At 60.1% G+C, this 22,499-nt stretch carries 27 protein-coding genes; 21 read left to right on the forward strand and 6 right to left on the reverse strand.

What is annotated here, in order from left to right; genetic code table 11:
* The coding region (locus BV071_RS07980) for a deoxyribodipyrimidine photo-lyase (protein ID WP_035604729.1) at positions 1-1,320 on the reverse strand (1,320 nt) is incomplete at its 3' end.
* 49 nt (positions 1,321-1,369) lie between these two features.
* Positions 1,370-1,630: a hypothetical protein gene (locus BV071_RS07985; protein ID WP_035604733.1), complete on the reverse strand. Its 261-nt coding sequence runs from the start codon at positions 1,628-1,630 to the stop codon at positions 1,370-1,372.
* 282 nt (positions 1,631-1,912) lie between these two features.
* Between BV071_RS07985 and BV071_RS07990 the strand changes: the two genes are divergently transcribed.
* The 9 genes from BV071_RS07990 (at position 1,913) to BV071_RS08035 (ending at position 7,565) form a co-directional block, all read left to right on the forward strand.
* Positions 1,913-2,995 (forward strand): DNA-directed RNA polymerase subunit alpha, encoded by a 1,083-nt coding sequence (locus tag BV071_RS07990; RefSeq protein ID WP_035604736.1) that lies wholly within the window; start codon positions 1,913-1,915, stop codon positions 2,993-2,995.
* 22 nt (positions 2,996-3,017) lie between these two features.
* The gene (gene rplQ, locus BV071_RS07995) at positions 3,018-3,527 is read left to right on the forward strand and encodes a 50S ribosomal protein L17 (protein WP_035604738.1); all 510 of its coding nucleotides are present in this window, start codon (positions 3,018-3,020) and stop codon (positions 3,525-3,527) included.
* Between the two features lie 215 nt (positions 3,528-3,742).
* Positions 3,743-4,309: a hypothetical protein gene (locus BV071_RS08000; protein ID WP_265594203.1), complete on the forward strand. Its 567-nt coding sequence runs from the start codon at positions 3,743-3,745 to the stop codon at positions 4,307-4,309.
* Between the two features lie 276 nt (positions 4,310-4,585).
* Complete coding sequence (locus tag BV071_RS08005; protein ID WP_265594204.1) at positions 4,586-4,924, forward strand: hypothetical protein; 339 nt, start codon at positions 4,586-4,588, stop codon at positions 4,922-4,924.
* A gap of 8 nt (positions 4,925-4,932) precedes the next feature.
* Positions 4,933-5,220: a hypothetical protein gene (locus BV071_RS08010; protein ID WP_035604746.1), complete on the forward strand. Its 288-nt coding sequence runs from the start codon at positions 4,933-4,935 to the stop codon at positions 5,218-5,220.
* On the forward strand, positions 5,217-5,417 hold the full coding sequence (locus BV071_RS08015) for a hypothetical protein (protein WP_035604749.1): 201 nt from the start codon (positions 5,217-5,219) through the stop codon (positions 5,415-5,417). Before BV071_RS08010 ends, BV071_RS08015 begins: the two co-directional genes overlap by 4 nt.
* A 54-nt stretch (positions 5,418-5,471) precedes the next feature.
* Complete coding sequence (locus BV071_RS08020; protein ID WP_265594205.1) at positions 5,472-6,002, forward strand: hypothetical protein; 531 nt, start codon at positions 5,472-5,474, stop codon at positions 6,000-6,002.
* A 278-nt stretch (positions 6,003-6,280) separates the two neighbouring features.
* Positions 6,281-6,502, forward strand: a complete 222-nt coding sequence (locus BV071_RS08025) for a hypothetical protein (RefSeq protein ID WP_035604754.1) — start codon at positions 6,281-6,283, stop codon at positions 6,500-6,502.
* A gap of 496 nt (positions 6,503-6,998) precedes the next feature.
* On the forward strand, positions 6,999-7,565 hold the full coding sequence (locus BV071_RS08035) for a M23 family metallopeptidase (RefSeq protein WP_052573040.1): 567 nt from the start codon (positions 6,999-7,001) through the stop codon (positions 7,563-7,565).
* A gap of 497 nt (positions 7,566-8,062) precedes the next feature.
* Here BV071_RS08035 and BV071_RS08040 read toward each other — a convergent pair whose 3' ends face one another.
* Positions 8,063-9,196: an NAD(P)/FAD-dependent oxidoreductase gene (locus BV071_RS08040; RefSeq protein WP_035604757.1), complete on the reverse strand. Its 1,134-nt coding sequence runs from the start codon at positions 9,194-9,196 to the stop codon at positions 8,063-8,065.
* An 81-nt stretch (positions 9,197-9,277) separates the two neighbouring features.
* Here BV071_RS08040 and BV071_RS08045 point away from each other — a divergent pair, with 81 nt between their 5' ends.
* The 3 genes from BV071_RS08045 to BV071_RS08055 all read left to right on the forward strand — a co-directional run bounded on the left by BV071_RS08045 (position 9,278) and on the right by BV071_RS08055 (position 10,850).
* Positions 9,278-9,988, forward strand: coding sequence for a TetR/AcrR family transcriptional regulator (locus BV071_RS08045; protein WP_035604759.1), 711 nt, complete (start codon positions 9,278-9,280; stop codon positions 9,986-9,988).
* Positions 9,989-10,064: 76 nt separating this feature from the next.
* Positions 10,065-10,505, forward strand: a complete 441-nt coding sequence (locus tag BV071_RS08050; protein ID WP_265594207.1) for an MOSC domain-containing protein — start codon at positions 10,065-10,067, stop codon at positions 10,503-10,505.
* A 51-nt stretch (positions 10,506-10,556) separates the two neighbouring features.
* Positions 10,557-10,850 (forward strand): hypothetical protein, encoded by a 294-nt coding sequence (locus tag BV071_RS08055; RefSeq protein ID WP_035604764.1) that lies wholly within the window; start codon positions 10,557-10,559, stop codon positions 10,848-10,850.
* A gap of 85 nt (positions 10,851-10,935) precedes the next feature.
* Here the strand turns inward: BV071_RS08055 and BV071_RS32665 are convergent, their stop codons facing one another.
* Complete coding sequence (locus BV071_RS32665; protein ID WP_052573041.1) at positions 10,936-11,442, reverse strand: DUF1801 domain-containing protein; 507 nt, start codon at positions 11,440-11,442, stop codon at positions 10,936-10,938.
* A gap of 285 nt (positions 11,443-11,727) precedes the next feature.
* Between BV071_RS32665 and BV071_RS08065 the strand changes: the two genes are divergently transcribed.
* The 5 genes from BV071_RS08065 (at position 11,728) to BV071_RS08085 (ending at position 18,819) form a co-directional block, all read left to right on the forward strand.
* On the forward strand, positions 11,728-12,048 hold the full coding sequence (locus tag BV071_RS08065; RefSeq protein ID WP_035604864.1) for a hypothetical protein: 321 nt from the start codon (positions 11,728-11,730) through the stop codon (positions 12,046-12,048).
* Between the two features lie 40 nt (positions 12,049-12,088).
* Positions 12,089-12,529: a GNAT family N-acetyltransferase gene (locus BV071_RS08070; RefSeq protein WP_052573042.1), complete on the forward strand. Its 441-nt coding sequence runs from the start codon at positions 12,089-12,091 to the stop codon at positions 12,527-12,529.
* A 2-nt stretch (positions 12,530-12,531) separates the two neighbouring features.
* On the forward strand, positions 12,532-13,137 hold the full coding sequence (locus BV071_RS08075) for a hypothetical protein (RefSeq protein WP_035604767.1): 606 nt from the start codon (positions 12,532-12,534) through the stop codon (positions 13,135-13,137).
* 208 nt (positions 13,138-13,345) lie between these two features.
* Complete coding sequence (locus BV071_RS08080; protein WP_265594208.1) at positions 13,346-17,722, forward strand: cadherin domain-containing protein; 4,377 nt, start codon at positions 13,346-13,348, stop codon at positions 17,720-17,722.
* Positions 17,723-17,976: 254 nt separating this feature from the next.
* Positions 17,977-18,819, forward strand: coding sequence for a PEP-CTERM sorting domain-containing protein (locus tag BV071_RS08085; RefSeq protein ID WP_035604774.1), 843 nt, complete (start codon positions 17,977-17,979; stop codon positions 18,817-18,819).
* Positions 18,820-18,924: 105 nt separating this feature from the next.
* Here the strand turns inward: BV071_RS08085 and BV071_RS08090 are convergent, their stop codons facing one another.
* The gene (locus tag BV071_RS08090; RefSeq protein ID WP_035604777.1) at positions 18,925-19,974 is read right to left on the reverse strand and encodes a WGR domain-containing protein; all 1,050 of its coding nucleotides are present in this window, start codon (positions 19,972-19,974) and stop codon (positions 18,925-18,927) included.
* 161 nt (positions 19,975-20,135) lie between these two features.
* Here BV071_RS08090 and BV071_RS08095 point away from each other — a divergent pair, with 161 nt between their 5' ends.
* The gene (locus tag BV071_RS08095; RefSeq protein ID WP_035604779.1) at positions 20,136-20,621 is read left to right on the forward strand and encodes an SRPBCC family protein; all 486 of its coding nucleotides are present in this window, start codon (positions 20,136-20,138) and stop codon (positions 20,619-20,621) included.
* 37 nt (positions 20,622-20,658) lie between these two features.
* Here BV071_RS08095 and BV071_RS08100 read toward each other — a convergent pair whose 3' ends face one another.
* Positions 20,659-21,213 carry a DUF3365 domain-containing protein gene (locus BV071_RS08100; protein WP_035604784.1) on the reverse strand — a complete coding sequence of 185 codons (555 nt, stop codon included), beginning with the start codon at positions 21,211-21,213 and terminating at the stop codon, positions 20,659-20,661.
* A gap of 164 nt (positions 21,214-21,377) precedes the next feature.
* On the opposite strand from BV071_RS08100, the gene BV071_RS08105 reads away from it, so the two are divergent.
* From BV071_RS08105 to BV071_RS08115, 3 genes are all read left to right on the forward strand, one after another.
* Positions 21,378-21,722, forward strand: coding sequence for a hypothetical protein (locus tag BV071_RS08105; RefSeq protein WP_035604787.1), 345 nt, complete (start codon positions 21,378-21,380; stop codon positions 21,720-21,722).
* A gap of 76 nt (positions 21,723-21,798) precedes the next feature.
* On the forward strand, positions 21,799-22,215 hold the full coding sequence (locus BV071_RS08110) for a hypothetical protein (protein WP_035604789.1): 417 nt from the start codon (positions 21,799-21,801) through the stop codon (positions 22,213-22,215).
* A 67-nt stretch (positions 22,216-22,282) separates the two neighbouring features.
* The gene (locus tag BV071_RS08115; RefSeq protein WP_035604791.1) at positions 22,283-22,477 is read left to right on the forward strand and encodes a KOW motif-containing protein; all 195 of its coding nucleotides are present in this window, start codon (positions 22,283-22,285) and stop codon (positions 22,475-22,477) included.
* Positions 22,478-22,499 lie beyond the last annotated feature (22 nt).

A 22,499-nucleotide genomic window follows, 5' to 3' on the forward strand; every position in this document is an offset into this window, starting at 1 on the left:
GTCGGCAGGCGGGGCGAAGAGGCGCGCGGGCGGGATCTCCTTCAGCTCCGGGACCCAGCGCTTGATGTAGGCACCCTGCGGGTCATGGCGTTTCGCCTGGAGCCAAGGATTCTGGATCCGGAAATAGGGGGCGGCATCGGCCCCGGTGCCGGCGCTCCACTGCCAGCCGCCGTTGTTGGAGGCGATCTCGCCGTCCACGAGGTGCTGGAGGAAGAACTGCTCCCCAAGCCGCCAGTCGATGTGCAAGTCCTTGGTCAGGAACATCGCGGTAATCATCCGCAGGCGGTTGTGCATGAAGCCAGTGGCCAGCAGCTCGCGGATGCCGGCATCGATGATCGGGAAGCCGGTGCGGCCTTCCTTCCATGCTTCGAAGTCCGCGCCGGGCTCCGCCCACCAGAGGCCGCGCCAGTCGGGATTGAACTCTTCCTCCAAGACATTCGGGAAATGCCAAAGGATTGCCATGTAGAACTCTCTCCAGGCCAGCTCCTTGACGAAGGTATCGATACTCTCGTGCTCCTTGCCGGAGCTGGTGGCGGCCCGGGCCTTCATGGCCTCCGCGTAGACCGTCCGCGGCGAGAGCAGGCCGAAGCGGAGATCTTGGGAAAGGCGGCTGGTGCCGGACTCGGCGGGGACATCGCGGGTGAGCTTGTAGCGCTGAATCCGACCACCGAGGGCAGCCTTCAGGCGCTTGAGGGCGGCGGCTTCCCCGGCTGCGAGGATGTCCGCGCCCTCGGGCCCGGAGATCTTCCAGTGGGCGTTGGTGGGCAGGGCGAGAGACTTGATCTTCCCGGGGCTGTTAAGCTTGCGGGGCTTGGGCAGAGGCTCGGGCTTGGCGAGGTTGAGCCAGTTCCTGCTGTAGGGGGTAAAGACCCGGTAGGGCTTCCCCTCCCCGGTCAGAGCCTCCTCCGGGCCGTGGAGCGTCGCATCGTGGAAGCCGCGGCACTCGACCCCCATGCTCTTGGCCATGGCCTCGACCTTGGCCTCCATGGCGCGGCCGAAGGGATCGGGATCGCGATTGAAATACAGGGACTTGGCTCCGGTCTCTGCGATCAGCTTGGCCAGCACCTCCTCCGCACAGCCCGAGCGGATGACCAGCTCACCGCCGATCCCTTCAAGCGCTTCAGCCAAGCAGGTCAATGACTTGCACAGAAAATCCTGACGCTTGGGTGCCGTCCAAAGGTGGCTCCCCTGCCAATCGCTGAGGATATACACGCCAAAAACCGCCTCCGAGGAGGAGGCGGCTTGGTGTAGCGCCGGGTTGTCGCGGATCCGGAGATCGCGGCGAAACCAGTGGATCGCGAGATTACGACGAGCGGTCATGCAGGATTAACAAACCCTGCATGCAGAACACGCAAGAAGACTGCCGGGGTCACACGGGCCCTAGCAGCTTTTCCGCCTTCTTCACGGTGACATTGCTAAGACGGCCATTCACCTTCTTGGAAGCTTCCAAGAGAGACTTCAGGTCGCCGAGCGTGTTTTCCGCCGCCTCCAGGGCCTTCCTTCCTCCACCGTATTGCTTGTCTGAGAAATACTTGGTGAAAGTGACTCCCCCTCTGCTTACGCAGAGGCGCCATCCCTGGAATGCCGTATTCTCGTAAGTGAAACGAGTCAGGTTGCGCTTCGATTTCATTGTGGGGCCAATTTCGAGAGCATTCATGTGACAGCATGCACCCGATTCTGTGAGATGGCTACTCCATTTTTGTTTGAGAAATGTTAGAGACTCTCGCAAAGCCCGTAACTCTGCGGGTTTTCACGTAAATCAGGGGCGAAAAAAAATTCGTTGCCAAGGTCCGGGGCTTCTCCTTTAGTCCCCGCCCCCGCGAGCTCCGCAAGCCGCCGTAGGTCCTCTTGGCATTGGTAAAACGACCGTGCCGCGCTCGCAAGAGGGTAACCCGGCAACCCACTACATCATATGTCCGCAGCCAAGCTCAGCCGATTCGAGCTCCCAAACCGCCTCGTCAAGCACGAGGACACCGCCACTGACGTCTTCGCCCAGTTCACCGCCGAGCCTTTCGAGCGCGGCTACGGGCACACGCTTGGCAACTCGCTCCGCCGCGTGCTCTTGGGCTCCCTCGAGGGTGCCGCAATCACGTCCGTGCGCATCGCTGGCGTGCAGCATGAATTCTCCAGCCTCCCGGGCGTGGTGGAAGATGTCACCGACATCGTGCTGAACCTGAAAAAGGTGAAGTTCAAGCACCACGACAAGGAGCCCCGCATCCTGACGATCAAGGTCGAGAAGGAAGGCGTGGTCACCGCCGGTGACATCCAGGACGACAACATCTACGAAGTGGTCAACAAGGACCAGGTGATCTGCACCCTCGACAAGAAGGTGAAGTTCGACTGCGAATTTGAAGTCCGCGTCGGCCGTGGTTTCTTCACCGGCGACGAGAACAAGCGCAAGGACCAGCCGATCGGCGTGATCGCGATTGACTCGATCTTCTCCCCGGTGACCCGCGTGAAGTACGCGGTGGACACCACCCGCGTGGGCCAGATGACCGACTACGACAAGCTCGTGCTCGATATCTGGACCGACGGCCGCATCACCCCGCAGGATGCCCTGCTCCAAGCTTCGGCGATCATGCGCCACCACCTGGACGTCTTCGTCAATTACGACGAAAACGCCGTGGACTTCGAGGAAGCGCCGACCGAATCCAACGAGGAGAACGCCGCGCTCAAGAAGCTGCTCAACATGAGCGTGAACGAGATCGAACTCTCGGTCCGCGCCGCCAACTGCCTCAACAACGCCAACATCACTTCCGTGGGCCAGCTCGCGATGAAGTCGGAGGCGGAAATGCTCAAGTATCGCAACTTCGGCAAGAAGTCGCTCAACGAAATCAAGGACAAGCTCTCCGAGCTTGGCCTGGGTCTGGGGATGTCCCTCGATCCGTCGCTCCTCTCCGGCCCGGTGCCGGCCGTCCGCGGACCACGCCTCGGCGTGGAAGAAGAAGCTCCGGTGGGCCTTGCCGACCTGATCGCACAGAACCTCGACGACTAATTAAGAAAGGGATCCCACCCCAATGAGACACCGCCGCAATACCACCAAGCTCAAGCGCACCGCCGCCCACCGGCGCTCGCTGCTTGCCAACCTCGCCTGCAGCCTTATCGAGCACGGCCGCATCCGCACCACGCTCGCCAAGGCCAAGGCCCTGCGCCCGGTCGCCGAGAAGATGATCGGCCTCGGCAAGCGTGGAGACCTCCACGCGATCCGCCAGGCGGTCGCATTCCTGCGCCAGAAGGACACCGTGAAGAAGCTCTTCAATGAAGTAGCTCCTCTCTCGAAGGACCGTCAGGGCGGCTACTGCCGGATCACCAAGCTGGGCGCCCGCATGACCGATTCCGCGCCGATGGCCGTGATCGAGTGGGTCGACCAGCCTGAAGTCGACGAGGAGACCCTCGCCGCTCTTCCGGAAGTGAAGGAAGAGCCGGTGGCTGTCGCCGCCGCCGCTGACGAAGCTGCTGATGAGCCGAAGCCCGCCAAGAAGAAGGCGGCGAAGAAGGCCAAGGCTGCTGAAGAGGCCGCGGAGTAAACAGCTCCAGTCGTCGAGATTGATTTGAAAACACCCGCCGGGAAACCGGCGGGTGTTTTTTGTTCCCGTCTTAAAGGTCGGCAGCAAACTCCGGATCGCAGGTCAAAGAGGAGCTACTTGCGCGAATAGGCTGTATTCGCGCGAGAGACGGAGAGCTTGTGCCATCCTGGAATTCTGCAAATCATCGCGGAGTCGGGGAACTCCACGCTTTCATTGTGAGAACCACCAACTTCATCTTCTTACTTATGGGCATCCTCAGTATCTTCGGTTGTTCGAAACCCAAGCCGAAAGAGACCACCGTCTCTCAAAAGGAAACCACCATCTCCAAGAAGGAAACCGCCGTCTTCGAAAAGGCCTTCGGCATTACGCTTCCAGGTGAGTGGTCGCGGCGTTCAGAAGACGGTGGCTCGCGCATCGTATTCAGTAGTTCCGCAACCCACGAGCAACTCACTGTCTCACTCATGCCTTCCTCGACGCGCATGGACCCGGCGTTGCGCCTCTCCACCTTCAACCAAGTTATGGAGCTTCGCCGCCAAGCTGAAACGCACGGGCTTCCGCCATCCGCCATCAAAATGACCGCCCCATCTGTATCGGAGATGTCTGGCATTCATTCCGGGCGCTATAGTGGTTCCGAGCCAGCGTCACAGCGGCGGTTCACCTGCTTGCTGTTTTGCAGTAGCTCATTGGTCGCTACTTTTTACTACGAGGCGATAGGTCTTCCACAGAGCGAGGCGGACGAGCGCGCCAATGCCATACTTGGCTCAGCCAAACTGAACGAGTGATTCCAATGCAACCTGAATGGGGTCAGCTCCTCAATAGTGCCGCTCCTCGCATGTTGCATGGGGTCGTGCATGGGGTCGGTTCTCGCATTTTAACAAGGCGGGCGCCGCCCCCTAAACGATGTTAAAATGTGAGAACCGACCCCATCCAGCCCCCCCGATTGAGAGAGACAAAACCATGACACCAAACCATGCGTTGCCGCGAACCCGGCGTGAGAGTCGCGGTTGCAATCGTAGCGTCCCGTGGGCCGCGTCGCTGAGCTTGGGTTGTTAGACGCCATGAGCGCATCCTCCAATCTTCCAGCACTCCCCGAGGGTTGGTTCCATCCAGACGAGGCGACCGCAGAAAACTTGCGCGCTGAGCTTCAGCGGGAGTTGCCGTCCGGGCATCTGCTATACGGTCGAACAGTGCAGACTTTTGCTTGGCGAGAGGGAGCAACGGATAACGTATTGTTCCGGCATGTCCACGAGCCACGGCGATTCACCGTCATTCATCTCTCGTGGTTGGGCCGCACCGAGATCAACGCGCAGCACCCGACCATCGAGTTTGACGGCACGTTCGCCGGATTCCTCGCAGAGGAGGAGAGATTGCATGGACTAACACCACCGAAGGACTGACGCTAGCCATGGAACTCTCCGAGATCAAAAATCTGCTGACCGCCATCGAGACCCAGCTCGATAGCAATCCAGTGAGCGAGCTTGGCACCTTCGAAACGCCTGCTGGAAAGCTTTCCGTCGCGCTCACCGAGCGTTTCCGCAAATCATGCCGGAAAGGCAAGGTCTGGAAGTCCAACGCCATGCTCACGGCCCTCAAGAACTCCAATATGGTCTCGATGAGAATCGCGCCCGTAGTCATGGCGGTTCTGACGGTATTTTCCTGCTCGATCGCAGCTTCCAGCCCAGAAACGAGATGATGCGTAAAATCTTCGACCGCTTTCTCGACAAGCCCGATCCCTTGGCAGGCATTCTCTCTGCGAAGTTCGGCGTAGCGATCGGAGATTTTGTGGCGGTGCGTATCGTCTCCCATCACATGAGACTCCTTGGAGTGATGGTAAAACGAGAAGGCATTTCGAATCTGGCTTTGGTGGACTATGATGACACCAAAGACTAACGAGCCACCGCATCACCATCAGGGGCAGCCCGGCATCTCTGACCTTCGGCAAAAATGAACTTCCTGCGACGACTCTTTCAGAAGGAAAGACCAGTGTTGGTTCGCTACTACGACACTGCGACGAAAACAGTCGTCCGCATTCCGAAAGCAGAACTGCGACCTGGCGTCGTGCTTGTGAAGGCCGCTGATGATCCGGAGCCGATGTATATGGACGCGTCCGACCTGAAGCTTGGATCGATTCAGCATCCCACTCTGCCCGAAGAATTGCGCGCGGGCATCGAGCATCTGGCGGCCGAATTGGCAGATGTCAATCCCCAGTCCGCGGCGGATTGGGAAGATGGATTTCGGCGTGACCAGAATCCGGAGCAGGAGCTTGCAGGCTGGCTACACCTTGCGGCGATTCTCAAAGTAATGTCCACGCGTCACGGCTATGATCTCCCACGGCGGAAGGAGTGCTTCCGCGTTCTCGTTGCTTGCTTCACCGGCGCTCGTGCGACGGTCAGAGAGCGGTCCGACCCAACGCTTCTGCCTCCATCCGAGGTCGAACTGACCATCAAGTATTTCTACGAAGGCGGGTATGCATGAAGGTGCCAGAACCAATCAAAAGGGGTCGGCCCTTGAATCTTGAATTGGGCCGTCCATTTGTCGCTCGCTGCAAATTTCAAGGGCTGACCCGAATGGCATACATATTTGCACACTATATTGCAGTCCTGCACACCATTGGTCCGCGAAGGTGATCTCCTTTCGGGTTTGAGAAATCGACTTTCGCTGAATAGTTTGCATTTCTAGACGCCATAGAGGTCTTGTGCGTTTTTGCGAATTTGCAAATGATCGCGATGTTAGGCATCATCTGAACGAAAGCGATGTCCGTAACTCTCACAGACGACCAATGGAACCCGATCGACGAAGAGTTATTCTCAGGTGGGCGGATCCGGGCTCTCGTCATGCTGAGGGCAATCACCGACCTCAGCATTCATGATGGCGCCTACCTTCTCGAGGACCGAGTTTCCTTTCTTTCCAAGAGTTCCCCGCAGCGCTTCACTGTCAGCACCAGCGGTTATTGGGATGATTTTTACCTCTCATGACGAAAACGCCTAACCATGCGCTGCAGCGAACCCGGCGTGAACGTCGCGGTTGCAATCGGGGCGTCCCGTGGGGCCGAGTCGCTGAGCTTGGGTCATCAGGCCCGCACTACCTGCATGGCCATTCCGAAGGACCCATTGCCGACGCCTAAGCAGCGAGAGATACTGTGCGACATCATTCACTACGCGTTTGTTGAGCTTCGGTTGCTACGACGTGCGGCCTAACCAAGCGTTGCCGCGGACCCGGCATAGCGTTGCGGTTGCAATCGTGGCGGCCCGTGGGCCCGGTCGCTGACCCCCGCTCAGACTCCCCTAGCTCCTGCGCCTTGGACGGCTTGGACATGGTCAGGGCTCTCCCTTATTGGAAGTGCTTGAGCCTACGCAACCTCAACGAAGGACCCCTCCATTCACTAAACCGAAAGATCGACAAGCCTTCAGGAATTTCTTATACGGCACTCTCCGCGATCCACGCGGAGCAAGCCGCCAGGAGGAATTCGCCATGCCACTTCAACTGACCTCATTCCCTTTGCTGGTCCCGCGCGACGGGCGGGTAAGCTTCCACGATGGCTTCGCCGACAACCGGCACGGCATGGCGCACGACGCGATCGATCTGAGCGCACCCCAAGGGACCTTGGTCCTTTCAGCGGCGGACGGCGTGGTATTGCAGAGTTGGATGAGCGGTCACGGGCCGGTGGTGGGGGCTGGCTGGTCGCCACGGGGCGGGAATATCGTGACCATCCTCGATCGCCAAGGCTACGTGCATTACTACGCCCACTTGATGGACTCGCCGAGCGTGCGGCCGGGACAGAGCTTCCGAGCGGGAGGCGTGCTCGGGCGGGTGGGCAATACCGGTTCGGTGGCGCATGGAGGGCCGATGCACCTGCACTACCAGGTGTGGTCGACCGGCGCGGGGCGCGATGCGGAGCGGGCCTCCGGTGTTTTCACCCGGCGCTTCGGACCTTCGGTGAATCCGTATCCCGAACTGGTGCGCTTGGCGCGAGGGCTCGGTGCCCAAGTGCAGGGCAGCGGCCATGTGGCACTGGGCCTTGCGGCATCCGAGCGCTGAGGCAAAGCGGCGGAAGTTGCCGCTGCGAGGAGAGAAAGGTAGGTGAAGTTTCACAAGAGTTAGTGCACCGATTTCCGAATCGCGCTCCGCCAGTCGAGGCTTCATCTCCGGAGGAGAAGAAGGAAGAGCGGTGAGATGAGCTGCGCGGACGGCTCGGCTTGGTTCAATTTGCATTTCTTTCGGGCAAGCGGCTGCGATTGATCACCGACCTGCTCTCCTGCCAGCACGAATTGGAGATGAACTTACACGACTGGGTCCAGCCCGCGGGTCTGCGATATGACCGCGGATGTGCTGATGCAGTGAGCACGAGGAGCCATGGAGTTCCCGCGCAAAGGGAGCTTAGCTGAGAGAAATGAAGCTGTAAGCCGAGGACAGAGCACGCTGAGGGCGAGCCCCGAGATCTTCAGCGGTTTAAGCAACTAGTCGTCAACTGACCCCACTCGGGCCCACGCCCTCTGCTTTCCTTGAGACGGCCTTGGCTTGCGAAGTTGGACGCCTCAGGTGCCTGGCCGGTGGGTGGCAAAGAAGTCGAGCAGGCTCTGAGGCGCGCTGTCTCCGAACAACACCTTTTGCATCTCTTCGGCTTGCTTGGCAGCGGCGGCGCTGCGGGGAAAGAGGTCCTCTTCATACTTGGCGAGCGCGGCCTCCACATCACCGGGATGGGCGGCGATGGCCCTGCCGAGTTCAGCGCCGTCGAGCATGGCGAGGTTTGCCCCTTCGCCTGACGGAATCATCAAATGGGCCGCATCGCCGAGTAATGTCACCCCGGGTATACGCTCCCATCGATGGTCGGCGGGGAGCGTATGGAGAACACGGTGCACAGGCTTGGTCTCAGCATCGGTGATGAGTGCTGTCAGCTCCGGAGCCCAGCCGTCAAACTCCTCTGCAATACGGGCCAAGGCAGTCACCGGGTCAGACGGGTCTAGGCCGTCAATCCAGGCCTTCGGCTTGTTCAACGCCACGTAAGCGTGCAGCACCCCTTTGGGCTCGCGGTGAGCGAAAATGCCTTTCCCCGGAGCCAATGCAAACAACGAACCACCGCCAACCGCTTCTGCACTCGCCATGTGGCGGGTGTCGCAGTCAGACAGATAGGTCTCAATGAAGGTCGTGCCAACATACATCGGCTCCGCCACCGAAAGAAGAGGGCGGACTCTCGACCAAGCACCATCGGCTCCCACGAGCAGCCCGGTCGTGACGAATGTCCCATCGGTGAAAGTCACCTGATGCCGTCCGCCGCCAAGTGGCCCCACTGAGGCCACCTTGTGTCCCCAGCGGATCGCGCCATCCGGAAGCGATTCAATCAGGACCCGCCGGAGTTCGCCCCGCGGCACCTCAGGCCGCCCACCTGTGCCATCGTCGGGCTGTTCGAGCAAAACCCGCCCATCCTGGCCAATCACCCGCAGTGCCTGCCCGCCTGGATGAATGATCCCAAGGAACTCTTCAAAGAGCCCTGCCATCCTGAGCGCGAGCTGGCCGTCGGGTTCGTGAATATCGAGCATGCCCCCTTGGCCTCGCGAGCCCGCCGAGGCTTCCGCCTCATAAACTGTCGCCGCAATCCCGTGAAGGTGAAGCACACGAGCGAGGGTCAAGCCGCCGAGACCGGCACCGATGATCGTGATTGGAGTATCCATAACCTGGGGCACAAATGGAACACCGTTCCAGACACGTCAACAAATTACTGGAACATCGTTCCAAGAACCCTAGATTCAGGCATGAAGAAAACGGCAAGTGGCCCTCAGCGGCGTGAAAATCCGCTCTCGCGGGAACGCATCACCGAGGCCGCTATCGAGCTCCTGGACCACAGCGGAGAAGGCGGCCTGACATTCCGCGCCCTGTCCGAACGACTCGCCACTGGGGCCGGCGCGATCTATTGGCACATCGCCAATAGGAGCGATCTGCTGACAGCCGCTTGCGATGCCATGGTCGCCCGCACCCTGAAGGCGAACGCCATCGGCGCAACACCAGCAGCCACCATCCGGGGCATCGCCCTTGGAATGTTCGACGCGATTGACGGGCATCCTTGGCTGGGCTCGGCACTCATCCACTCCGCAGGGCAACTGCCGATGGTGCGCGTTTTTGAGAGCATCGGTCACCAGGTTCGCGAGCTTGGTGTGCCGAACGAAGAGCAGTGGGGAGTGGCGTGCGCACTACTGAACTACATCCTTGGCGTCGGTGGGCAGAACGCGGCCAATACGCAGTTTGCCAAGGCGAGAAACTTGGACAGATCCCACTTTCTCGATGCAGTGTCGACGATGTGGTCCCAACTTAATCCGGACGAGTACCCCTTTGCTCACAGCGTCGCCGGACATTTGAGAGTTCACGACGATCGCAACGATTTCCTCACCGGGATCGACCTCATTCTGAAGGGCGCAGAGTCGCCGCGACAGCTCCGCCCCGCCTTGCATGAGAGCGGAAACTCCTGACCGTGAGTTGCCGTAAAGCAGGACAATGAGTGCACGAGTAAGGGAGATCTACGTCGGTGACCAGCGGGAGGCCCCGATGAAGTTCGTTCGCAGGATCGAAGCTATTGCGGGCAAGGGGCTCGACGGCGACCGCTATGCGCTTGGCACGGGCTCTTACTCAAAGTCCAAGGGCATCCGGGAGGTAACGCTGATCGAAATCGAGGCCCTGTGGAATTTCTTCCGGGTATCGGGCATCGATCTTCACCCCGGCCTCACGCGCCGCAACATTGTTACCGAGGGAATTCAGCTTTCAGACCTCGTCGGCTCTTCCTTCTCCATCGGCCCGGTGTCGTTCCTCGGCCTGCGCCCCTGCCCGCCGTGCCGGCATCTCGCCAAGCTCATCGGGATGCCAGAGGTCCTTGATGGGCTCGCCCATTCCGGGGGGATTTACGCTCAAGTATTGAGTGGTGGCCCCATCCGCATCGATGATCCGGTGATACTTGACGCATCACTGACGACGGTGAATTACGAGAACTGACCTCATTCACCCTTGATTCCCTCTGACACGATTGGCCCATATTCGTGCAGTATGGATCTAGACGAAGAGAAGTTGAAGCCGGTCGCTGAAGCGATCCTGCAAATATTCAAAGTTTTCAACATGTTCGGATTCAAGGCCGGTGATGATCTGCGTCTCGGCAGCTTCATGCACCTGTTCGAGGAAGAAGGGGCGTCCAAGTCGGACGTCGACAAGGCTCTCGTTTCCTTGGTGGAAAGAAAGATCCTGCTGCCGAATTCAGAGCCTGGTGTTCGCCCTGGCGGCTACGTGCTCACGACCGATGGTGAAGCGACGATGCGCAAGTGTCTTGATCTGGATTCAGAGTGAAGGCGTTCTCCTGCGGCACAAAGATGGTGCCTTCGACACAAAAGGCCATGTCCCAAGCCGAAGCGCTCGCTTGCCGTTCGCGGGCTTAGCGCTTCTTGCCCCCGAGGCCGGGCACGGCCGTGACTTGTTTCATCCACTCCGCGATCTGGTCTTCGTCGAGGTCGCCCAAGGTTTTAAGCTCCACGCCGCGCGTGGCCTTGCCCATGGCCACCGGCGTGACCGGCGGCACTGGCTTGAGCGAAGCGCCGTTGATGAACATGAGTTTGACGTGGCCGTCGAAGCCGCCGCAAGAGAAGCACCAGCCGTCGCCGACACCATAGTACGACATGCCCCATTTCACGGAGCGCTCCAGACCGGGCAGCGTCTTGGCAGCCAGGGCATCGACCCTTTCGGCGATGCCACGCTGCGGCTGCGGCAAGCTGGCGATGTAGGCGAAGACCGGCTTGTCGCCGGCCGCAGCTTTCGCGGAGCTTGCCTTGCCGGTGGCCATGGACTCCGGAAGCGCCGTGGCGGCGTTGCCTTCCGCCGCCGGACGCTTGGCCGCTTTCTTGACTGCGGGTTTGGAAGTCTCGTCTATCTTGCGGGCGGCCATAGTTTTATCACGACTGCTTTTGCCGTGCTCCTAGTTCGATAACACGAAGCCATAATTGTGGCAGCCGAGGGCGTCAAGCTGCTTGAACTTTTGGGAGGCACGGCCTCCAAGTCGTAAGGAAGCACAAATGTCGGAGTTCGAGAACTGCCCCCTCCAGCGGAATTTAGCAGAGCACTTGAGCACAGGCATGGATGAACTTGCAAAGCCCCTTGGAGGAAAACCCAGTGGCATTCTTCTTTTCGATTGATCATCACGAGATTTGGATTGGATCAGTCTTTGAAGCTCATGAGCACGATCATCTACGTCGATGTCGACGACACTCTGATTCGAACGGTTGGCACCAGACGAATTCCCATTCCGGAAGTGATCGCGCATGTCCGGCAGCTCAAAGCGGATGGTGCGGAACTCTATCTGTGGAGTGCTGGCGGTGCCCAATACTGCGAGGAGATCGCAGACGAACTCGGGCTCCGCGATTGCTTCCAAGCCTTTCTTCCGAAGCCGCGGATCATCATCGATGACCAAGAAGTCCGAGATTGGGTCTTCTGCACGACCTTCCATCCCTCCACCTGCGCCAACCGCACGCTTGAGGATTACTTCAGGATGTGAGACAAGAGCCGGGTGCCGGCAGGCGCCTCCCCGCGTTCGTGTGAACGAAATCCAAACCATCATTGAAGAGCACTGCTCCTCCGAAGACTTGGAGCGAATCGTGGGCTCACTCGTCCGCCACAACGATGGCCAGGCGGCAACGGAGGGCTATCGCGATTTGGTGGCGCTTTCCCGTCTTGGTGGAGAGCTGGTCGGCGGGCTGATCGGCTACACGCATTGGAACTGGCTTTTCATCAAGCAGCTTTGGGTGGCAGACGAGGTCCGGCGCAGCGGCATCGGTCGTAGGCTGATGCTGACAGCAGAGCAGGAGGCTTGTCATCGCGGCTGTCTTCACGCGCATTGCGACACCTTCGATTTCCAGGCGCTTCCATTTTATCAGGCCCTCGGCTACAGCATCTTTGGTCAGTTGGAGGACTATCCCCTTGGCCACACCCGATACTTCCTCCACAAGCGTAACCTGAATGCGCCCGGAAGCACCTAAGCATGCACTCTTCCCTTAAGACCGTTTGGATTGCATTCGCTCTGGCTGTCCCCTGCCCCGGCGGCGAGGTCCGTCATGTGCAGCAAACTCCAAGCGAATTGGCAGCACTGGGCATCGACTTCGAGAAAGCCGAGTTTGCCTTTGCGGAACCGGTGCTGGGCAGCTTCTGGATCGAGTCACAGCCCGACCCGGCCCAGGCAGCCAAGCGTTATGCCGTGTCCCGGGATGGAGTTCTTCCTTCTGCCCGCTTCGTTCTCTCTTACGTGGATACGGCACAAGGTCTCTTGCAGTTGTCGGTTACCACGGATCCATCCAACCCTTTGGCCAACCGCGCCTTTACCCTTGGTCCCGATCCGCAGCCGGGCAGCCGGTCGATTCGCTTTGCGCCCGAGAAACAAGCGGTCGGGTTGGATCAAGATCTCGTCGTGTTTGAGATCCAAATCAAACCGAGCTGGCGAAGGCCAAATGATCCTATCCGCCGCTACCGTCTTATCGCTCGCTTTTCCAAGCCCGCAGCCAAACCAGGCGGCGCTGGCCAACCCGCTGGCCCTGCGGAGCCGGAGGCTGGTCACGATCCTCAAGCACAACCGAAGGCGCAGCCCCACTAGCGGTTCGGCGGACCTCAGAGCCCGGGCGCGTTCAAGGCGTATGGACTCGGCCGCGTGTTTCGGTCGGAGCGGAAATGATACCGATATCTGGCACATGAATGGCTGCGGCCCCGTGTGACAGTTTGCTCACGGTATCCATTGTTCTTCCAGTCCCCCTCCGGCGTGCTATACGCGAACTCCCCCTAACTCTTGGGCTCTCCTTCCCCCTGTGAAAACTCCCGCAGTCACTCGTCTGGCGATTGTCTTACCCTTGCTGGGCCTCGGCATCTGTTTCTGGCTGCGGCGACCAGCCGCCCCCCACCCGGCAGCGGGAACTCCGGTGACAGTTGTGATCCCGCGTGGGGCAGATCCTGTGCTGGAAGCGACGGTGCCGATGGCAGGCGCTTCCGCGAGCCCCGAAGCCTCTACGATCGCGACGAGTGCGGTGGCGATACCGGTGGCTAAAACCATCCCAGCGCATCCCGGAGCGCGACGGGAACCGACTGCGGCGGAAGGTCCTCTCCCAGGAATCGCAGCGCTGGCGCTGCCCCCGGATTTCCTCGAGCAGATCGCGGATCTGGCAGCACAGCGAGTCGCCTTCACTCTGCCGGACGGACGCCAAGCGGAGGGAAGCATCGAGCTGCAGCGGAGGGATGGCGACGGCCTGCTGCTGGTGCAGGGACGCCTGAGCGCTCCGGGGCCCGGCTTTTATTTTTTCACCCGCGAGACCTTGCCTGGTGTCGCCGGTGCGCTCGGCGGCTCGGTGCGCTTCGATGGCAGCGAGGTCGCCTATCGGATCGATCCCACGGGGAAGGACGGCACCCCGATGCTGGTCGCGCATCAACTCGATCAGGTGATCTGTCGGAACTTCCCGGCTCCCGCTCCCGATCCGGCGGATTCCCCTGCCCCGACGGATCGCAACCTGAATGCGCCGCCATCCCACCCGACGGATATCGCTTTTCCCGAGTATCAGGAAGGCATCGTGCCACTGCAAAGCCTGCCGGGCGCGGCGGCGGTGATCTATATCGACTTCGATGGTGAGAAGGGGCCGCTCGTGGGTTGGGGGAATTACGATGCGGAGGCACCGCCGGGCGTGGGCAATGAACGGATCAAGGAGATCTGGCAGCGCGTGGCGGAGGACTATCAGGGCTTCAACATCAACGTCACCACGGACCGACTGGTCTTTGACAAGGCACCGCTGAACAGCCGCCAGCACGTCCTAATCAGCACGACCACCACGGCGGCCCCGAACAATGGCGGCGTGGCCCAGTTCTACAGCTTCAACTCGACCTACGATATCGTTTGCTGGGTCTTCTACACCAATTACCAGACGAACCAACGGCTGGCGGATGTGGTCTCCCACGAGGTGGGACACACGCTCGGCCTCTCCCACGACGGACAGAATCCGCCCGGCGGCGCACAGGTCGTGTATTACGCGGGCCAAGGCTCGGGCGAGACCGCGTGGGCACCGATCATGGGTGCTGGCGACCGCCAGATCCTAAGCCAGTGGTCCAAGGGCGAGTATGCCAACCCGAGCAACACCGAGGACGACCTTGCGATCATCACGAACAACAACAACAGCTTGGACTACCGGGCAGATGATTACGGGCCGGTGCTCGCGACCGCGGGCTACCTGGAAATCCTGCCCGACAACAGCGTCTCGAACGGAGGCATCCTCGAAGAGCGCACGGATGTGGACGCCTTCCGCTTTGTCACCAGCGGCGGCGCGGTTTCACTCACGGCAAGCGGAGTGAACCAAGGGGCGGATGTCGATCTGCTCGCGGAGATCTATGATTCCTCTAACAACCTCGTCGCATCGGCCAATCCCGCCAACGCACTCAATGCGACTGTCTCCGCAAACCTGGGTGCGGGTGAATACACTCTGCGTGTGAGCGGGGTGGGCCTCGGAGATCCATTGGTGGACGGCTATTCGGACTACGCGTCCAACGGTGCCTATCTCATCACTGGCACGGTCGCCGGCGGAGTGAAGCCGGACCGTTTCAGCGTGGTGGAAAACAGTGCGAACGGGACTCCGGTCGGCAACGTCAATCCCCGCGGCAGCCATGGTGCGAATCCGCTGAGCTTCGCGATCGCTTCCGGAAACGCGGGCGGGGCCTTCGCCATCAACCCCACGAGCGGTGCGATCACGGTGGCGAACCCGGGGCAATTGGACTTCGAGACACTCTCCACCCAGTGGGATGATCCGGCGACCATCCAGCTTTTCGTGGCGATCACCGACAGCGTGAATCCCGCGAAGAATGAAAGCATCCGCGTGGTGGTCAGCGTGACGAGCGTGAACGAGGCACCGATCCTAACGGGAGGAGCCGTCACCATTCTCGAACACACGGCGGTAGGCACAGCCGTGTTCCAGGTTTCGGGAAGCGATCCTGATCATTTCGACTTCCCGCGTTTCTCCATCGTGGCCGGCAATACCGGCGGGGCCTTCGCGCTCGATGCCGAAAGCGGCCAAATCACCGTGGCCGCCGACCTGGAAGCCAGCTTGGTATCCACCTATAACCTGAGCATCCGGGCAACCGATCAAGCGGTGCCAGCCGCCACGGCCACCTCTGTGGTCACGATCCAGGTGCTGAATATCCCCAACGGATATTCAGCCGGGAGCATCGTGAGGACCTACTTCGGGAACATCGGCGGCACTACGCTGGACACGCTCACAAACAACTCAAATTTCCCGGGCAATCCGGACACCGAGGAATACCTGACAAGCTTTGACGGCATCCAGCACGGTGACAACTACGGGAGCATGGTCCGCGGCTACCTGATCCCGCCAGTCAGCGGCAGCTACACCTTCTGGATCTCCACCGATGACTACGGTGAGCTGCGGATCGGCACGGACGCGAATCCGGCCGGGGCCACGGTGCGTGCCGCGGTGAACGGTTACTCGGACCGCTTTCAATGGACGAAGTATCCCGCGCAGCAATCGGCTCCCATCACGCTGACCGCGGGCACCCCCTACTACATCGAGGCGAGGCAGAAAGAGGCCGGAGGTGGCGACCATGTGCAAGTCGCGTGGCAAGGTCCGGGTATCACCCAGCAGATCATTCCGGGAGCTCACCTAGCACCCTACCGCCAGAACTACGCGCCGCAGATCCCGGCCGCGACCTTCAAGGTCCGCGAAGGCACCTACGGCGGCGCGATGATCGGGACCGTCACGGTGAAGGATGCAAATCCAAGTGACGGCCATTCATTCAGCATCACGGGCGGTACGGGCGCGGCTGCCTTCAATCTCGCCCCCACCACGGGCAAGCTCTCCGTGAAGACCGGCACGGTGCTGAATGCGGCCACCACGCCTTCCTACACTCTCACCGTGAGCGCGATCGACAGCGGCTCGCCTGCCCTGACCGGCACAGCCACCCTAACGGTCAATGTTGTCAACGCCAGCGCCGTCACCGTGAATGGCATCGTGCAGGAGATTTGGGAGGACATCAATGGGAACAACCTCGCCCCGTTTTTGAGTGACCCGCGTTATCCGGATTGGCCTAACAACACCCGGACTCTCGCCGCCTTTGATACCGTCACCTATTACTCGGACTTCTATGGCTCACGGATCCGCGCCTACGTGATCCCTCCCGTCAGCGGCGCCTACACCTTCTACATCGCGAGTGACGATGAGGGCCGTCTGCTCCTGAGCAACAGCAGCGATCCCGCGGGTGCGACGCCGATCGCCAATGTCCCAACCTACTCCGCGCGCAACGAGTTCACGAAATTCCCCGCGCAGACTTCCGCGCCGGTCAATCTCGTCGCCGGACAGCGTTACTACATCGAAGCGTTGTACAAGGACGGCTGTTGTGACGACTTCGTGCAGGTCGCGTGGACGGGGCCGGGCATTGCCTCGCGGACCATCATCCCGGGCAGTGCCCTTCAGGCTTTCGATATCAACCTTCCTCCCATGTTCGGCCACGGATCATACTCCTTCACCACCAAGACCACCGCCCCGAATGGCACGGTGGTAGGCACGGTGGCAGCAAGCGATCCGACCGGGGACGGGCTTACTTACGCGATCCTCGGTGGCAACATCTTCGGCGCTTTTGGGATCGATCCACAGAGCGGCGCGATCTCCGTGATCAAAAGCACGGGGCTGCACGGCGGCCTGACCGTAACACTGCAAATCGGCGTCCAGGACGACGGCACCGGCGGCCTCTATTCGCTGAAGACGGATACCGCCACTGCGACGATCTCGATTGTGGATCCTCCGCCGATCGAGCAATGGACGCTCGCGAAATTCGGTGCCAACCCCGCACCTGGCACCGCCGGCTATCTCGACAATCCGGATCACGACGCCTGGGTGAATCTGCTCGAATATGCGCTCGGCCTGAATCCCCTGCTCCCGGACAGCGGTGGCCTGATTGCGGATCTTGAGACGATCGGCGCGGATAAATTCCTCCGCCTCACCGTCACGAAGAACCCCACGGCATTCGACATCCAGCCGATCGTGGAAGTGAGCGGCGACCTCTCCGCGCCCGTCCCCTGGACCAGTGCCGGAACGACCGTGGAGATCGACAATCCCACCACCCTGCAGGTGCGCGACAACACGCCCGTCTCCGCCGCTGCACAACGCTTCATCAGACTGAAGGTGCCCCCGCCCTGAGGTAAATGGCCTGAGCCAGCCGCCCCATCGACTCGGAAACATTGAATTAGCGCAGGAAACCCATTAAGTTCGCATTATTCCAAACTAATCTAACTGCGCTTGGCTTGCGCATAGGCAATCGAATGCGATTGACAAATGCGCCACATAAAGCCGAATGGGTGCCGAAATCCTTGCCCTCTCTCCGGGCACTCGAACCCCCGCGACGACATTTCACGCCCCCCGTGTTGATATGTCGGTGGATTACCCCCCAAAAAATGAAGACACTGCTGTTTACGACCCTGCTTGCCTGCACCGCGCCCCTTGCCCAAGCAGCACTCACTGACATTACCATCTTTGACGGCCTCACCGGGCACAGCTACGGCACTGATCCCCGCGGCATCTACGAATACAAAGAGGTCGAAGTCGGGAACCTCGCCACCGATCCGTGGGACCTCCGGGCCCTCGGCTACGACAAGGATAGCAATACCCTTGCCTACGTAGGGGGATACAACCCCACGATGCTGACCGATCCCTCTCATAACTTGTTCGGGATCTCGACGATTTTCATCGAAACCGGCCCGAACCGCGCGCCGATGGGAACGAACGATGGAACAAACGGCTTCGAGACCCAGTCCAACTCGGTTTTCGGGTATGACTACGCCATCACCCTGTCGGTTTCGGGCACCAATCAACTGACCTACAGCATCTACCAGCTGACTCCGTCATCTGTGCTCACGTCGGTCTGGTTCGGCGACAATGAAGTAGCGGGACCTTACAAGTTCACGCCTGGATCGGAGACTCAATTTGGGGTGACAAAATTGGCCACCGTGTTGAGCGTGAATGACGCCTATTTGGACAACGCCTTCAACCCGGACCTTAATTTGGGTGAGCCGAACTGGTTCGCGACTTTTGACCTGACCCCGATTGCGAGTGCCTTGGAGGCGAACGGAGCGTCGTTTTATCTGACGCAAGCCTGTGGCAACGACCTGATCGTAGGTCAGATCGGTCCCGTTCCCCAGCAACTCTCCACCATTCCCGAACCCGGAAGCATGCTGGGATTGGCAGGCCTTCTGTTAGGAGGCGCTTGCTTCCGCAGCCGACGGTCCTCGAGGTCCTGATTGCCCAAGTCACACCGCCATCCGCCCGTCGCCAGCTCTTGAACGATGCTGGATGACGGGCCGGCTGGCGAAATGCCTCCTGGCATAGATGAGCGCTGAGCCGGGCTATTGCCCGGCTTTGTACTTGAGCTGGTCCAAGGTGCAATCCGCGCGCTCCAGGTCATCACGCGCGCCCAGAAAGACCGGTTGATAGACACTGCCGCTCTCCTTGAAGGCATAGAGGTAACGAACCTCCACGATGGCTCCCACTTCGGGCAGATCGAAAGACGGAGTGATCGTGACGTTGCCGGCTGGAACCTCCTTGTCGTCATCCAGAAGCAAGAGGGCGACGCTGCGGCGATTGTTCACGGCTCCCACGATGAAGGAGGCGGTGGTCACAAACTTGAACTTCAGTTGCGTGCCACCGGAGGCGGGTCGTCCAGCATGGAAGTGAGCGGTGCGGTCCTTGAACACAACTCCTTCGGCTCCCGCATTCCGCAGGCGGAGGAATTCCTTCTGCTTGGCGGCTGGCTCGACAAAGATGCTCACTGCGCGAATCGCAGAACCGTTGGCGAGGAGCCGGATCAAGCCATCATGGCGGTCCAGAAAGCCCCACTGCCGTGTGTCACTCCCAACCACCTCCAAAAGGTCGAAGGCATGGAGCAAATCGCCCACCGCTTCGCCGTCGATCAGGAAGTCCCCGGGGATCTCACGGGCTTCGTTCTCAATCGCCTTGGGAAGCGTGACGGCTAAACCGCGGCGGTTGATGCCGATGATCTCGCTCCCCTGCTTGCGGACGAGCATGCGTCGACCGTCGTGCTTCTCCTGAAGAACATGGCGGGAATCCTGGAGCAAGGTGGAAACCCGATCTTCTTCGATTGAATTCAGCAGCTGGCAGTGGATTCCCGTGGCCCTGCCTTCGTTCTCCGTGGATAGGAAGGGGGTGCCGTCAGCTTCAATCGTGTAGCCCTTAGCCTGCTTCTCGGCGATGAGCTTGGCGGCAATCTTGCGGGCTTCCTCTTCCGATACAGGTCGCTGCGTCTTGGTTCCGGTCTGCAAGGTGGAGCCGCGGCGACCATAGGCGAAGTTCACCACGAAGCCTCCCTCAGCCGGCTCGATCGCGGTCTGGTATACTTTGTCGGAGTTCCCTTCGCGGAAATAGAGGATGGTTCGCATGGGTGGTCTTGTTGTTATTTCCATGTCTGCTTCCGCGGTCCTTGGACAGAAAAATGGAAGATATCGCTCCCCTTGTTGGGCACCCACTCCGCTGCGCCGCGGATCGCGGCCTTGAATATCCCTGCGCCTTTGCAGACCATGGCGCTGTTGGGCGAACGGGAATGGCGCTAATCGAACTCCAGACTGTAATCGACGCTCCCGTGGAGAGAGTGTTCGATTTAGCGCGCAGCATCGATGCCCACCAGGACAGCGCCGAGGGCACGCATGAGCGTGCGGTGGCGGGAGTGACTTCAGGTCTCATCGGCTTTGGCGAGGAAGTCACTTGGGAGGCGCGGCATTTCGGCATCACCCAGCGCTTGAGCGTGAAGATCACGAAGTTTGACCGGCCGCGCCACTTTCAGGATGTGATACTCAAGGGCGCGTTCCACCGGATGCAGCACGATCACTATTTCGAGGACCAGGACGGCAGGACGATCATGCGTGACCGCTTCGAATTCCAGTCACCGCTGGGTCCGCTGGGACGCATCTTCGACGCAGTCGTCCTCACCCACTACATGCGCCGTTTCCTCGTGAAGCGGAATGCGATCCTGAAGCAGGCTGCGGAGAGTAATGCCTGGGAGAAATACCCCGGCGGGATCGGTCTTTGAATTTTGAATTCCACCGATCGGAGCAAGGCGGAACTGGCTATTTGTCTTTTCTAACATCGATCACAAGCGGCATCGAGATCACGACGGCCGCCTTCCGGTTCTCCAGTGACTGGCGGTCCGGCACATGGCATTTCAGGCAGGAATTCCCGAGGTTGATCGCACCAGCATAAAGGTAGCGGCCGTCGGCCACGGCATCGTGCATTTCCCCGCCTGCGGCGAGCGACTTCACCGCAGCCTTCTCAAAGGCGTTCCGCGCTTCATGATCGATGTTCATCGCCTTGCCGTTGACCGCCAGCCAGCGGATATCGACGTCCCAGCCGCGCTTCATTTCGACAAAGACATCCTCCAAGGCCGAAGAGGGAATCGGATCCTTTGCGTTGGGGTCGAAGTAATCCCGGTGCATCACCTGCAAGGCACCGTGAATCATCTCATGCAGGAGCTGCGCCCGTACCCTGGCTTCCGGGTTGACCGCAGGTTTGGCGGGCTCCGTCTTCGAGGTCTCCCCGACCTGTGGAACTTCCGCCCGGGACAGCATTGACAAGCCAAGCGCCCCCAAGAGCAGCACGAAGACCTTTTTGAAGCGCAGGCTCATATTGAAAAAACGGGTGCAGCAAGCGATCCTCGCCGCCACCAGCCTGGGTTCGCTACGAGGTCCGCGCCGCAGGTGTTTCATTTCCGCCTCTGTTCCGATCCGGATGGCTGGAATCAGGAACACTCTTGCGAGGCCAGCCGCGGACCTCTAGCATATCGCGAAGAATGATCTTCTTCTCTGGCAAGGGCTTCCTGACCTTGATGATACTCTTGGCGGGAATGGCCCTGACGCAGGGAGTGTATGAAGCCGCGAGCGGACTCAAGCCGCCGCTGCAGGATCACAACCTGATGTGGGCCTGCAGCTTCCTGATCGGAGGACTGGGGAACTTCTTTTTCGCGAGGTATCTCGACAAGAAGCCGAAGCGAATCGTCATCGACAAGGAGACCGGCAAGGAGTTCGAGCTCGATCAGGACGGATCGCTTTTCTTCATTCGCGTTCAAAAGTGGACGTGGATATTTGCCGCCGCTTCTGGAATTTTTTGGCTGCGGTATTTCCTGGACTGGCACTAGCAGCAAGGTCGCCCTCGAGCTTTGAGTTCCCGATTCGCCGCAGCTTGCTCGAGCAGCTATAGTTCAAGAACCGGTCATGAAAACCCAAGGGATTGCGCTCGCGCTCACGGCAATTAATCTGGTCCTGCTCGCTTTCATTCTAATGCGCCTGCGTCCCGCGGTGGCCGAGCAAGGTGTCGTTCCGGTCTTGCGTGCCCGCTCGCTGGAGATCGTCGACGAGCAAGGCAGAGTCCGGTCACAGATCCTGGTGACCACGCCGACCACCATGCCCGATGGAAAGAGTTACCCGGAGGGAGCCCTCTTCCGCTTGATTGACCCGAATGGCCGACCGGTAGTGAAAATCGGCGGATCCGTGGATGGCTCGGGAATCAGCCTGGCCGGAGACTCCGAGCGAAGGGATTGGAGTGGAGTTCAGATCCTCGCCGAGGGCGCAGGCAGTTCAGTGAAGCTCACCAACAAGGACGGGCGCCAGGAAGTGCTGGTTCCGAAATAGTTGATCCGCGTCCATCCTTGAATCCCCCACCATTCCGGCATTCATTCTCCGAGCTACAGCCCTCCCTATGAATCCCAAAGACAATCCGCCCGCGAAACTGAAGGATGGAGTCCGCTGCCAGGTAGTCAGCGGCACTCACGCCGGAAAGTCCGGGATCGTGAGGGACATCAAGACCAGCAAGTCGGGATTCGTCACCATCACGGTCGTCCAGGACGATGGAGAGAGATTCAAGACCTTGGCCAAGAACACGGTCATCCCCTGATATTCTCGTCGCCGCGATAGAG

This window comes from Haloferula sp. BvORR071 (assembly GCF_000739615.1).
Taxonomy (GTDB): Bacteria; Verrucomicrobiota; Verrucomicrobiia; order Verrucomicrobiales; family Akkermansiaceae; genus Haloferula.

Coding starts and splice junctions, on each gene's coding strand:
- BV071_RS07985 (WP_035604733.1), bottom strand. CDS start 1,630: ATGAAATCGAAGCGCAACCTGACTCGTTTCACTTACGAGAATACGGCA.
- BV071_RS08025 (WP_035604754.1), top strand. CDS start 6,281: ATGTCCGTAACTCTCACAGACGACCAATGGAACCCGATCGACGAAGAG.
- BV071_RS08015 (WP_035604749.1), top strand. CDS start 5,217: ATGATGCGTAAAATCTTCGACCGCTTTCTCGACAAGCCCGATCCCTTG.
- BV071_RS08020 (WP_265594205.1), top strand. CDS start 5,472: ATGAACTTCCTGCGACGACTCTTTCAGAAGGAAAGACCAGTGTTGGTT.
- BV071_RS08005 (WP_265594204.1), top strand. CDS start 4,586: ATGAGCGCATCCTCCAATCTTCCAGCACTCCCCGAGGGTTGGTTCCAT.
- BV071_RS08100 (WP_035604784.1), bottom strand. CDS start 21,213: ATGAGCCTGCGCTTCAAAAAGGTCTTCGTGCTGCTCTTGGGGGCGCTT.
- BV071_RS08050 (WP_265594207.1), top strand. CDS start 10,065: ATGAAGTTCGTTCGCAGGATCGAAGCTATTGCGGGCAAGGGGCTCGAC.
- BV071_RS08065 (WP_035604864.1), top strand. CDS start 11,728: ATGAGCACGATCATCTACGTCGATGTCGACGACACTCTGATTCGAACG.
- BV071_RS08110 (WP_035604789.1), top strand. CDS start 21,799: ATGAAAACCCAAGGGATTGCGCTCGCGCTCACGGCAATTAATCTGGTC.
- BV071_RS08085 (WP_035604774.1), top strand. CDS start 17,977: ATGAAGACACTGCTGTTTACGACCCTGCTTGCCTGCACCGCGCCCCTT.
- BV071_RS32665 (WP_052573041.1), bottom strand. CDS start 11,442: ATGGCCGCCCGCAAGATAGACGAGACTTCCAAACCCGCAGTCAAGAAA.
- BV071_RS08075 (WP_035604767.1), top strand. CDS start 12,532: ATGCACTCTTCCCTTAAGACCGTTTGGATTGCATTCGCTCTGGCTGTC.
- BV071_RS08010 (WP_035604746.1), top strand. CDS start 4,933: ATGGAACTCTCCGAGATCAAAAATCTGCTGACCGCCATCGAGACCCAG.
- BV071_RS08040 (WP_035604757.1), bottom strand. CDS start 9,196: ATGGATACTCCAATCACGATCATCGGTGCCGGTCTCGGCGGCTTGACC.
- BV071_RS08095 (WP_035604779.1), top strand. CDS start 20,136: ATGGCGCTAATCGAACTCCAGACTGTAATCGACGCTCCCGTGGAGAGA.
- rplQ (WP_035604738.1), top strand. CDS start 3,018: ATGAGACACCGCCGCAATACCACCAAGCTCAAGCGCACCGCCGCCCAC.
- BV071_RS08115 (WP_035604791.1), top strand. CDS start 22,283: ATGAATCCCAAAGACAATCCGCCCGCGAAACTGAAGGATGGAGTCCGC.
- BV071_RS07990 (WP_035604736.1), top strand. CDS start 1,913: ATGTCCGCAGCCAAGCTCAGCCGATTCGAGCTCCCAAACCGCCTCGTC.
- BV071_RS08035 (WP_052573040.1), top strand. CDS start 6,999: ATGCCACTTCAACTGACCTCATTCCCTTTGCTGGTCCCGCGCGACGGG.
- BV071_RS08045 (WP_035604759.1), top strand. CDS start 9,278: ATGAAGAAAACGGCAAGTGGCCCTCAGCGGCGTGAAAATCCGCTCTCG.
- BV071_RS08105 (WP_035604787.1), top strand. CDS start 21,378: ATGATCTTCTTCTCTGGCAAGGGCTTCCTGACCTTGATGATACTCTTG.
- BV071_RS08055 (WP_035604764.1), top strand. CDS start 10,557: ATGGATCTAGACGAAGAGAAGTTGAAGCCGGTCGCTGAAGCGATCCTG.
- BV071_RS08090 (WP_035604777.1), bottom strand. CDS start 19,974: ATGCGAACCATCCTCTATTTCCGCGAAGGGAACTCCGACAAAGTATAC.